General features: G+C 71.3%; 10 protein-coding genes. 4 read left to right on the forward strand and 6 right to left on the reverse strand.

The annotated features are described in order from the left end of the window. Nucleotides 1-115 precede the first annotated feature (115 nt). From ACFWA7_RS02575 to ACFWA7_RS02585, 3 genes are read right to left on the reverse strand one after another with little or no spacing between them, the layout of a single operon-like run. Nucleotides 116-871, reverse strand: a complete 756-nt coding sequence (locus tag ACFWA7_RS02575; protein WP_385549920.1) for a succinate dehydrogenase/fumarate reductase iron-sulfur subunit — start codon at nucleotides 869-871, stop codon at nucleotides 116-118. Then, on the reverse strand, nucleotides 868-2826 hold the full coding sequence (locus ACFWA7_RS02580) for a fumarate reductase/succinate dehydrogenase flavoprotein subunit (protein ID WP_385820417.1): 1959 nt from the start codon (nucleotides 2824-2826) through the stop codon (nucleotides 868-870). The genes ACFWA7_RS02575 and ACFWA7_RS02580 overlap by 4 nt, the downstream gene beginning before the upstream one ends. Then, the gene (locus ACFWA7_RS02585; RefSeq protein ID WP_385820418.1) at nucleotides 2827-3534 is read right to left on the reverse strand and encodes a succinate dehydrogenase; all 708 of its coding nucleotides are present in this window, start codon (nucleotides 3532-3534) and stop codon (nucleotides 2827-2829) included. An 83-nt stretch (nucleotides 3535-3617) separates the two neighbouring features. On the opposite strand from ACFWA7_RS02585, the gene ACFWA7_RS02590 reads away from it, so the two are divergent. Beyond that, on the forward strand, nucleotides 3618-4505 hold the full coding sequence (locus ACFWA7_RS02590; protein ID WP_385549912.1) for a LysR family transcriptional regulator: 888 nt from the start codon (nucleotides 3618-3620) through the stop codon (nucleotides 4503-4505). Between the two features lie 62 nt (nucleotides 4506-4567). Here ACFWA7_RS02590 and ACFWA7_RS02595 read toward each other — a convergent pair whose 3' ends face one another. The 3 genes from ACFWA7_RS02595 to ACFWA7_RS02605 all read right to left on the reverse strand — a co-directional run bounded on the left by ACFWA7_RS02595 (nucleotide 4568) and on the right by ACFWA7_RS02605 (nucleotide 8738). Beyond that, nucleotides 4568-6742, reverse strand: a complete 2175-nt coding sequence (locus tag ACFWA7_RS02595; protein ID WP_385549910.1) for a putative bifunctional diguanylate cyclase/phosphodiesterase — start codon at nucleotides 6740-6742, stop codon at nucleotides 4568-4570. Then, nucleotides 6739-7551 (reverse strand): SAM-dependent methyltransferase, encoded by an 813-nt coding sequence (locus ACFWA7_RS02600; protein WP_385820419.1) that lies wholly within the window; start codon nucleotides 7549-7551, stop codon nucleotides 6739-6741. The genes ACFWA7_RS02595 and ACFWA7_RS02600 overlap by 4 nt, the downstream gene beginning before the upstream one ends. Before the next feature lie 215 nt (nucleotides 7552-7766). Then, nucleotides 7767-8738 (reverse strand): SCO0930 family lipoprotein, encoded by a 972-nt coding sequence (locus ACFWA7_RS02605; protein WP_385549906.1) that lies wholly within the window; start codon nucleotides 8736-8738, stop codon nucleotides 7767-7769. A 229-nt stretch (nucleotides 8739-8967) separates the two neighbouring features. Between ACFWA7_RS02605 and ACFWA7_RS02610 the strand changes: the two genes are divergently transcribed. The 3 genes from ACFWA7_RS02610 to ACFWA7_RS02620 all read left to right on the forward strand — a co-directional run bounded on the left by ACFWA7_RS02610 (nucleotide 8968) and on the right by ACFWA7_RS02620 (nucleotide 11092). Next, nucleotides 8968-9540, forward strand: coding sequence for a hypothetical protein (locus ACFWA7_RS02610; RefSeq protein ID WP_385820420.1), 573 nt, complete (start codon nucleotides 8968-8970; stop codon nucleotides 9538-9540). Nucleotides 9541-9603: 63 nt separating this feature from the next. Further along, entirely contained in the window at nucleotides 9604-10368 is a 765-nt protein-coding gene (locus ACFWA7_RS02615; protein WP_385820421.1) for a hypothetical protein, read from the forward strand. A gap of 178 nt (nucleotides 10369-10546) precedes the next feature. After that, nucleotides 10547-11092 (forward strand): hypothetical protein, encoded by a 546-nt coding sequence (locus ACFWA7_RS02620; RefSeq protein ID WP_385550350.1) that lies wholly within the window; start codon nucleotides 10547-10549, stop codon nucleotides 11090-11092. The last annotated feature ends 73 nt before the right edge of the window (nucleotides 11093-11165 follow it).

The raw sequence follows: 11165 nt of genomic DNA on the forward strand, positions 1-11165 counted from the left end.
TTAACCCACCCCCCCCCCCCCCCCACACCCACACCCCCCCCCGGGGGGTCGCCGCCCGCGGGGGGGCGCCCCCGCCCCCCCGCCCGGGGCCCCCCCCCCACTCCTCGGCGGCGCCTCAGCGGCCGGCCTTCCTCGCCTTCCTGGTCGCCCGCAGCCACTCCTTGTTCATCGCCGCGATCGACGGCAGCGGAATGCCCTTGGGGCAGGCGGTGGCGCACTCGCCGGTGAGGGTGCAGCCGCCGAAGCCCTCCGCGTCCATCCGGCCGACCATGTCGAGCACCCGGGTCTCGCGCTCGGGCGCGCCCTGCGGCAGCACGTTGAGGTGGTTGACCTTGGCCGAGGTGAACAGCATGGCCGAGCCGTTGGGGCAGGCCGCCACGCACGCGCCGCAGCCGATGCACTCGGCGTGCTCGAAGGCGAAGTCGGCGTCCGGCTTGGGCACCGGCGTGGCGTGCGCCTCGGGCGCGGCTCCCGTCGGGACGCTGATGTAGCCGCCCGCCTGGATGATCCGGTCGAAGGCCGAGCGGTCCACCACCAGGTCCTTGACGACCGGGAAGGCGGCCGCCCGCCACGGCTCGACGTCGATGGTGTCGCCGTCCCGGAACGCCCGCATGTGCAGCTGGCAGGTGGTGGTGCGCTCGGGTCCGTGCGCGTCACCGTTGATGACCAGGCTGCACGCGCCGCAGATGCCCTCGCGGCAGTCGTGGTCGAAGGCGACCGGGTCCTCGCCGCCCAGGATGAGTTCCTCGTTGAGCGTGTCGAGCATCTCCAGGAAGGACATGTCGGCCGAGATGCCGTCCACTTCGTAGGTGGACATCGCTCCGTCGGCGCCGGCGTTCTTCTGCCGCCAGACGCGCAGGGTGAGCTTCATGCGTAGCTCCGCTGGGTGGGGTGGACGTACTCGAAGACGAGGTCTTCCTTGTGCAGGACGGGGGCGGTGCCGGTCTCCGTGAACTCCCAGGCGGCCGCGTACGAGAACTCCTCGTCGCGCCGGGCCGCCTCGCCGTCGGGGGTCTGGGACTCCTCGCGGAAGTGGCCGCCGCAGGACTCGGCGCGGTGCAGTGCGTCGAGGCACATGAGCTCGGCGAGCTCCAGGTAGTCGACGATGCGGTTGGCCTTCTCCAGCGACTGGTTGAACTCCTCGCCCGTGCCCGGGACCTTGACGCGGCGCCAGAACTCCTCACGGATCTGCGGGATCCGTTCGAGGGCCTTGCGCAGCCCCTCCTCGGTGCGGGCCATTCCGCAGTACTCCCACATCAGTTCACCGATCTCGCGGTGGAAGGAGTCGGGGGTGCGGTCGCCGTTCACCGCCAGGAGCAGGTTGAGCCGGTCCTCGGTGTCGGCGACCGCTTCCGTGACCGCCGGGTGCTCGGCGGTGACCGGCTCCTGGTGCGGGTTGCGCGCCAGATAGTCGTTGATCGTGGAGGGGAGTACGAAGTAGCCGTCCGCCAGGCCCTGCATCAGGGCCGAGGCGCCGAGCCGGTTGGCGCCGTGGTCGGAGAAGTTGGCCTCCCCGATCGCGAACAGACCCGCAACGGTGGTCTGGAGGTCGTAGTCGACCCACAGCCCGCCCATCGTGTAGTGCACGGCGGGATAGATCCGCATCGGCACCTCGTACGGGTTCTCGGCGGTGATCCGCTCGTACATCTCGAAGAGGTTGCCGTACCGCTCCTCGACCTTGTCGCGCCCCATCCGCGCGATGGCGTCCGCGAAGTCGAGATAGACCCCCTGGCCGCCGGGGCCGACGCCGCGGCCCTCGTCGCAGACGTTCTTGGCGGCGCGCGAGGCGATGTCGCGCGGGACGAGGTTGCCGAAGGAGGGGTAGATACGCTCCAGGTAGTAGTCGCGCTCGTCCTCGGGGATCTCGGCCGCGGGGCGGGTGTCGCCCTGGGCCTTCGGCACCCAGATCCGGCCGTCGTTGCGCAGCGACTCGCTCATCAGGGTGAGCTTGGACTGGTGCTCGCCGGTGCGCGGGATGCAGGTGGGGTGGATCTGGGTGAAGCAGGGGTTGGCGAAGTGGGCGCCGCGCCGGTGGGCCCGCCACACGGCGGTGGCGTTGGAGTTCATGGCGTTGGTGGAGAGGTGGAAGACGTTGCCGTAGCCGCCGCTGGCCAGGACCACCGCGTCCGCGAAGTAGGTGTCGATCCGGCCGGTGACCAGGTCGCGGGCGACGATGCCGCGCGCCTTTCCGTCCACCACGATCAGGTCGAGCATCTCGGTGCGGGCGTGCAGTTCCACGTTGCCGGCCGCGATCTGCCGCGAGAGCGCCTGGTAGGCGCCGAGCAGCAGTTGCTGGCCCGTCTGGCCGCGCGCGTAGAACGTACGGGAGACCTGGACGCCGCCGAAGGAGCGGGTGTCGAGGAGTCCTCCGTACTCACGGGCGAAGGGCACGCCCTGGGCCACGCACTGGTCGATGATCTCGACGGAGATCTGGGCGAGGCGGTGGACGTTGGACTCCCTCGCCCGGAAGTCGCCGCCCTTGACGGTGTCGTAGAAGAGGCGGTGGATGGAGTCGCCGTCGTTGCGGTAGTTCTTGGCCGCGTTGATGCCGCCCTGCGCGGCGATGGAGTGGGCGCGGCGCGGGGAGTCCTGGAAGCAGAACTGGACGACGTGGTAGCCCTGTTCGGCCAGGGTCGCGCCGGCCGAGCCGCCCGCGAGCCCGGTGCCGACGACGATCACGGTGTGCTTGCGGCGGTTGGCCGGGTTGACCAGCTTCGCCTCGAAGCGGCGGGTGTCCCAGCGTTCGGCGACGGGTCCCGAGGGTGCCTTGGTGTCGGCGATCGGCTCGCCGAGCGCGTAGAGCGTGTAGTCGATGGATGAGGTCATTCAGCTCACCACTCCGGTCATGACGGCGACGGGGACGGAGATGAATCCGAGGGTCAGCACCAGCGCGAGAACGTTGGCGAGGGTCTTGAGGATCCGGTCGCGGGCCGCGCTGCCGGCGCCGAGGGTCTGGGCGGCGCTCCAGAAGCCGTGCTGGACGTGGAGGCCGAGGGCGAGCATCGCCACGATGTAGACGGTGTTGCCGTACCAGGTGGAGAAGGTGTCCACCACGTTCTGGTACGGGTGCCCGGACTGGAAGCCGCCGGAGTGCACGGTCCCGGTGGTCAGGTCCAGGACGTGCCAGACGATGAACAGGCCGAGGATGACGCCGCCCCAGCGCATGGTGCGGGTGGCGTAGCTCGCGCGGGGGCGGCGGTGCACGTACTTGTCGGGGCGCGCCCTGATGTCGCGCCGGCTCAGCTGGTACGCGGAGACCGCGTGCGCGACGACGGCGGCGACCAGCACCACCCGGATGATCCAGAGCGCCCACTCGTAGTGCAGGAAGGGCTCGCCGACGGTGCGCAGCCAGTGCGCGTACCCGTTGAAGTCGCCCGCCCCGAAGAAGATCTTGAGGTTGCCGAACATGTGGACGGCCAGATACGTCAGCATGATCATGCCGCTGACGGCCATGACCGCCTTCTTGCCCACGGTGGAGTCCCACACGGTGCGCGTCAAGGACGGTTTTCGGTCCGTCCGCGTTGCCAGAGCCATGTCATAGACGCTAGGGCCGGAGGTCCCGAGAGGTCCAAGACATGAATGCGCTCAATTCGATAGCCCTGGCCTATCGTGGGCCCATGCAGTTCCAGCAGCTCCTGTATTTCGTGGCCGTCGCGGAGACCCGCCACTTCACCCGCGCCGCCGAGCAGGTCCATGTCTCGCAGCCCTCGCTCTCCCAGCAGATCAGGGCGCTGGAGAAGGAGCTGGGCGCCGAGCTGTTCAGCCGCGCCCGGGGCAACATCGCCCTGACCGACGCGGGCGAGTCGCTGCTGCCGCTGGCCCGCCGCATCCTGGCCGACGCGGACACCGCCCGGATCGAGGTGCAGGAGCTGGCGCAGCTGCGCCGCGGCCGGGTCCGGCTCGGCGCCACCCCGAGCCTGTGCACCGGCCTGCTGCCGGACGTGCTGCGCGCCTTCCACAGCCGCCATCCGGGCATCCAGCTCCTGATCGAGGAGGGCGGCTCGCACGACCTCGTACGGGAGCTGGCGCGCGGCGCGCTCGACCTCGCCCTGGTGGTCCTTCCGCTGCCTCCCGGCTCCCCCGCGCTGACCAGCGTCGAGCTCCTCCACGAGGACCTGGTGGTGGTCTCGGCCGCCGCCGGACCCGCCCCCGGCACCGGCGGGCGGGTCCACATCCGCGATCTGCGCGACGCGCCGCTCGTCATGTTCCGGCACGGCTACGACCTGCGGGAGCTCACCGTGGCGGCCTGCCGCGCCGAGGGCTTCGAGCCGGTGTTCACGGTCGAGGGCGGCGAGATGGACGCGGTGCTCGGCTTCGTACGGGCCGGGCTCGGCATCGCGGTGGTGCCGAGCATGGTGGCCGCGCGGGCGGGCCGCGATCTGCGGGTGACCCCGCTGGCCCGCCCGGGCCTGCGCCGCACGATCGCGCTGGCCCACCGCAGCGACGTGGACCCGCCGCGCGCCGCACGGGAGTTGCAGCGGGTCCTGCTCAGGGTCGGGCTCTGACCCCCGCCGGACGACGCGCGCCCGGCCGGGGGGCAGACCCCGCCCCTCAGTACCGGTACGGGTCAGACGGCGTCGGTGAGCGCCAGTGAGTGAATGCGGTCCGGGGCGCCGGGGCGGGCGTAGTACCAGCCCTGGGCGGTGTCGCAGCCCAGCTCGCGCAGCTGCTCGGCCTGCGCCCCGGTCTCCACGCCCTCGACGGTGACGGCCAGTTGCAGGCTGTGGGCCAGTGACACGATCCCCTCGACGATCTTGATGTCGACCGGGTCGGCCGGGTGCTGCTGCATGGACTGGGTGAAGGAGCGGTCCAGTTTCAGCACGCTCACCGGGAGCCGGCGCAGGTTCGCCAGGTTGGAGTAGCCGGTGCCGAAGTCGTCCAGGGCGATGTCCACGCCCATGTCCGCGAGCTGGCGCAGCGGCTTCAGCAGATCATCGTCCGCGCCGATCAGGGCGGACTCGGTGACCTCCAGGCACAGGGCGCCCGGCTCCAGGCCCGACCGCTCCAGTACCTCCACCGTGTCGGCCACCAGACCGGGGTGGTGCAGCTGCGTCGGCGAGAGGTTCACATTGATCCGCAGCGGGCCGCCCGCCCGCGAGCCCGGGTGGCGCTCCTGCCAGAACCTCGCCTGGCGTACGGACTCCGCCATCACCCAGCGGCCGAGCGGCACGATCAGACCGGTGTGCTCGGCGAGCGGGATGAACCGGTCCGGGCCGAGCACGCCGTGCTGCGGATGCGACCAGCGCACCAGCGCCTCCGCCCCGTGCACACTGCCGTCGCCCAGGTGCACCAGCGGCTGGTACTCGATGAAGAACTCACCGCGCTCCAGCGCGGCCGGCAGCGCGTTGGTGAGCCCGTGCCGGGTGATCGCACGGGCGTCGGCCTCCGGGTCGGCCCGCTCGAAGCGGTTGCCGCCCGCCGCCTTGGCCCGGTACATCGTGATGTCGGCGCTGCGCAGCACCTCCGCCGGGCCGCGCTCGTCCGCCGGGCCCTCGACCACACCGATCGAGCCGCGCACGGTGAGCTCGCGGCCCTCAAGGCGGATCGGCACGGAGAGCACGCCGAGGATGCGGGAGGCCAGTTCATCGACCTCGCGCAGGGTGTCGGTGCCGGTGGTCAGGGCCACGAACTCGTCGCCGCCGAGCCGCGCCACCATCTCGCCGGGCCCGGTCGCACAGCTCTGCAGCCGGTCGGCGACCTCCACCAGGAGCCGGTCGCCCGCCGAGTGGCCGAGGCTGTCGTTGACCGCCTTGAACCCGTCGAGGTCGAGGTAGCAGAGCCCGAAGCGCTTGCCCTCGCCCGCCGCGAGCGCCTTGTCCAGGCGCTCGAAGAACAGGGTGCGGTTGGGCAGGCCGGTCAGGGCGTCGTGGGTGGCCTCGTAGCGCAGCCGCAGATTCAGCAGCCGCCGCTCGGTGGTGTCCTCCAGGAGGGCCAGCTGGTACTGCGGGCGTCCCTCGGCGTCGCGCAGCAGCGAGACCGTCAGATTGGTCCACAGGACGGTGCCGTCGCCGCGGTAGTACGGCTTCTCGACCCGGTAGTGGTCGCGCTCGCCCCGGACCAGCTCCTCGTAGAGCTTCCAGACCTGCGGCGCGTCCTCGGGGTGCACCCACTCGCTGACGTTGCGGCTGCGGATCTGCCCCTCGACGCCGCCGAACATCCGGGTGAGGGTCTCGTTGACCTCCAGGACGCGGCCTTCGAGGTCGGCGATGCCGATGCCGACGGCGGCTCCCTCGAAGATCGCGCGGAACCGCGTCTCGGTGGTGTGCAGGGCCTCCTCGGCGGCGCTGCGCGCGGCGAGCGCGGAGCGGGCGATGGCCTCCTGCTCGCTCAGGGTGCGCTCGCGCAGCGCCTGGGCGAACCCGGCGGCCAGCGCGTGCTGGAGGCGGGCGCAGCGGGCCCGAGCCTCCTCGGCCCGCAGGTCGCCGCCCGTACCGCAGTACAGGACGAGATAGGAGTCGACCACGCCGAGCGTACGGCTGAGCGCGTCGGGGTCGGTGCAGTGGGCGCCGACCAGGCCGGCGCCGATCTCGTGTGCGGGCGCCGGGTCGAAGTGGCGGCGGTGCAGCGCCTCGATGAGGCGGCGGGCCAGCGGCAGCAGATGGCGCTCGAACTCGGGGCGGGTCAGCGACGTGGCCGTCACCGGGAAGATGGCCCGGCTCCAGATCGTGGCGAACCGTCTGAGCCGGGACTCGGGGCCGTCGGGATCGACGGGCTGCCCGTCCGTGCGGGTCGGGGTGCTCACGCTATGCGTCCCACGCCGGCGAACCCCGAGAAGGCATAGGGGTCTTCCTGCTCCGGCGAGGACTCCGGGCGCCACATCGGCATCTGCACCAGACCGGGCGCGATCATCTCGAACCCGTCGAAGAACGTGGCGATCTCGTCGCTCGTCCGCATGACCAGCGGGTTGCGGATGTTGCGGTAGACGCCCACCGCTCCGCCGGCCCGGTCCTCGCTGAGCGGGATGCCCTCGTACGCGGCGTGGGTGAGGATCAGCAGGCTGCCGGGGGCGAGCGCGTCGCGCAGCTCGGCGACGGCGGCGCGCGGGTCGTCCGAGTCCTCCACGAAGTGGAGGACGGCCACCAGGAGCAGGGCGACCGGCTGTTCCAGGTCGAGCAGGCTGCCGACCTCGGGGCTGGTGAGGATGTCCTGCGGCTTGCGCAGATCGGCGGCGAGCACGCCCGCCCGCTCGTTGCCGTCCAGGACGGCCCTGCTGTGCGCGACGGCGACCGGGTCGTGGTCGACGTAGACGACCCGCGCCTCGGTGGCGCCGCTCTGGGCGACCTCGTGGACGTTGCCGAACGTCGGGATGCCCGAGCCGATGTCCAGGAACTGCGTGATGCCCTCATCCAGGGCGAAACGGACCGCCCGCCGCATGAACGCCCGGTTCGCCTGCATCACCTTGGGCAGTCCGGGGATGAACTCCATGGCCTTGCGCGCGGCTTCCCGGTCGACCTCGAAATTGTGCGAGCCGCCCAGGTAGTAGTCGTAGATGCGGGACACACTCGGCACCGAGATGTCGATGCCCGTAGGGGCCCAGGCAGGACGCTCCATCTATGTCTCCAACAGCTCGCCGCAGGGGGTGTGGTGGCCATGTGCATGGTCAGTGTTCGAGCTGAGGCTACTGATCGTCAGCCAGGAGGGCGAGTGAAAACGGAAAATGCCGATCCGTTATTGGTCACACACAAGTTCGGTCACATCCTCCGGAACATGCGTCGAGCCCGCCACCGCGCGGGGGACACGGTGACGGGCCGACGGCCTTGGGGGGGTTACTTGGTGGTGGCGATCAGCTTTCCCTCGGGCGAGACGGCCCACCAAGTGCCGCCCACACCCTGGCCGTTGGTGTCACCGGGCTTGCTGTCGCCGGCGTAGGTGTAGACGGGCCAGCAGTTGATGGACTGCTGCTTGATGCCGTCGGGCCGGTCGAAGGTGACGAAGCCCTTCTGGATGATGCCCTCGGTGTCCTTCTTCTCCACCGGCGCGACCACCGGCCACTTCTTGAGGCAGTCACCGACACAGGCCGACTTCATGGGCCAGGCGGAGTCCTTCTTGAAGCGGTAGACGGTCATCCCGCGGGAGTCGACGATGATCTTGCCGAGCTTGGCGTCGTTACGGACCGACAGGCCCGGCAGGCTCGGCGTCTCCGCCCCTGCATCGGAGCTGTCCGCGGAGGGCGCCGCCTTCTTGCCGTCGGGGGCCGAGGCGTGCCAGGTGCCGCCCACGCCCTGCCCGTTCGCGTCACCGTTCTTGGTGTCCTTGGTGTACCGGTACATCGGCCAGCCGGCGATCGTCAGCTGCTTGGCGCCGTCGGTACGGGTCACCTCACCGATGAGGCTCGCGTCGGTGCCGGGAGCCGCTGTGACGCTGCCCGCGGGCACGGCCGGCCAGAGCTTCGCGCAGTCGCCGTCGCAATTCGACTTGGGCGGACTGGCGGTGTCCTTGTCGAAGCGGTAGAGGGTCATTCCGGCGCTGTCGGTGACCACCTTGCCGAGTTCCTTGCTGTCCCACACCGTGAGCTGTCCGGCCGCCTTGGCGGCCGCCTGATTGGCGGTGCCGGACCCCGAGCCGTAGCCCGCGTCTCCGTATCCGTAGCCGTTTCCGCTGCCCGCGGCCGGGGCGGCGTTGCCGACCGACTGGCCCTTGGGCGAGGCACTTCCCTTGTCCTGGCCGCACGCCGTCGCCGTGAGTGCCAGTACTGCCGCCGCCGTCACCGCGAGCGAGGCGTTGCGCCAGGTTGCCATGTCAACTCCAGTTGGTTCTCTGCTGGTTGTGGCGCCTGGGTGCGCCTCTCATGGTCCTAGGTACGCGTGGCGGCCCCCGGAACGTTCAAAAGCCTGCGAAAGAATTTTCCCGCCCCCCGCCGAACCGCCCCCGGCGGTTCCAAACGCAAACCCGGTCAACCTCCCCCCATCAGGCGAATCCGAGCCGGTCTCATGGCCGAGCGGCCCGCCGGGCCGGATGATCCTGGGCGTGCACGTAACCCACTTGGCGCAGCGGCTGCTTTCGACCGCCGCCCTGGCCCTGCTGCTGACCGGCCCCGCGCCGTGCGCGCGCGCGGACGCCTGCGCGTACGCCTCGGTCTCGGGCGGCGCCGGGGACGACTGGGCGGTGGCGGTCGCCGGGGGCGGCATCTGCACGCCGTCGCCCACACCGCCCACGCCGCCCACGCCGAAACCGCCGCCACCGAAGCCGCCCGAACCGAAACCCCCGGCGCCGAAACCCCCGCCGGCGCACCCGCCCGCCCCGCCGAAGCCGGTCCCTCCCCCGCCGCCGGCCCCGCCCGAGCCGCAGCCCCCTGAGCCCCGGCCGGTGCAGCCCGTAGCGCCCGTACCGGCGAAGCCCGCGCCCCCGCCGCCGCCCGCGCCCGTGCCGCCGGGCCCCTCGGCCACCCCGCCGCCGCGGCTGCGGCCCGTCGCGCTTCCCGCGTACCGCAGGCCGCCGAGGAAGAAGCCCGCGCCGGGGCTCTCGACGGTGACCCTCACCCTGCTGGTCACGGTGCCCGCGGTGGTCGCCGTCGCGGTGCTCCGCCCCCGCTCGAACTAGCCGTCGGCCCCCGGCGCGCGCCGTCCGCGCCGTTCCCGCTACTCCCTCGTCGGAGGTTCCCCCTTGAAGGACTGGATCGTCCTCGCCATCGCGATGGCCGCCGCGTGCGTCGTCGTGCTGACCATCGTCGTCGTCAACCACCGCCGCATCGGCGAGGACGACGACCCCTCCCAGACCCCGGACGTCATGGAGTACATGACGATGATGATGGGAGTGATCTACGCGATCGTGCTCGGCCTCGCCATCGCGGGCGTCTGGGAGGCCCGGGGCGCGGCCTCGGAGACCGTCCGCCAGGAGGCGCAGGCGCTCCACGAGGTCAGCGAGCGCGTCCAGGTCTATCCGGGCCCGGTCCGCGAGCGCATCCGCGCCGACGTCGACTCGTACGTCACCTATGTCGTCCGCTCCGAGTGGCACCACATGGAGGTCTCGGGCGAGCTCGGCGACAAGGGCTCGGTCCTGCTCTCCCGGCTGCGCAAGGACGTCACGGACTACGAGCCCAAGACCGACCACGAGGGCCAGGCGTACCAGCCGCTGGTCGACCAGGTGGCGGCCGTCGACGATGCCCGCACCACGCGCGGCGCCGGGGCCGGGGCCACGATGCCGGGGGTCGTCTGGTTCGGGCTGATCACCGGGGCCGTGGTGACCGTTGGCCTGATCTTCACGCTCCAGATCCGCCGCACCGGGCGCGAACTGCTGCTGGCCGGGCTGTTCAGCGTGCTCATCGCCTTCCTGCTCTTCCTGATCTGGGACTTCGACGCCCCCTTCGGCCGGGGTCTGTCGGCCACCTCGGCGCCGTTGCGCGACCTCTTTCCCGAACTGTTCACCTGACGAGAATCCCGGTGACACCCCGACAGGTCCGCCGGGTGGGGGAACGGAATACCCCATTCGCCGGACAGCGATCGCGACCGGCGCCGCCCGCTCCTAGCGTGTCGGGCATCGAGGTGCATTTCCCGATTTTTGTGGAAAACAGTTCCGCAGTGCTCCTCGGGGACCCGGAGGATTGTCCATGGGCGCGATACGCATCGCCTCCGCCACATTGCTCGGCGCCGCGGCTCTCTCCCTCGCCACCCCCGCGGCAGCGCTGGCCGCCGACGGCGGCGGCGGCGCGCACGGCAGCAACATCACGTCGTTCGGGTTCAGCGTGACCCCCTCCACCATCGCCCCCGGGGGTACGGTCACGCTGAACGTCACCGGGTGCGCCTCCACCGCCACCGCCTCCTCCGGCGTCTTCGGCACGGTGACCATCTCGCCGAACAGCTCCACGACCGCCCAGGTCGACTTCGACGCCAGGCGCGGTGCCACCTACACCGTGACGTTCGTGTGCGGCGGCGAGCGGGGCACCACCGATCTCACGATCACCGGCGGTATCCAGACGCTCCGGCCCACCACCAGGCCCACCATCAGCACCACCACCGCGCCCTCGCGTGGTGTGCGGGGCGGCGTGGGCGGCACCTCGGAGGGCGTCGACAAGGGCGAGATCGCGATCGGCCTCGCCCTCGTCGCCGTGGCCGGTGGCGGCCTCATGTTCTATCTGCGCCGTCGCGACAACTGACAACTGACAACCAGGGCCTTTCCGGCAGAGAACAGCCGCGAACCGCCCGTCGCCCCGAGTCCTTGCCAGGACT

This window comes from Streptomyces sp. NPDC059994, from assembly GCF_042737755.1.
GTDB lineage: Bacteria > Actinomycetota > Actinomycetes > Streptomycetales > Streptomycetaceae > Streptomyces.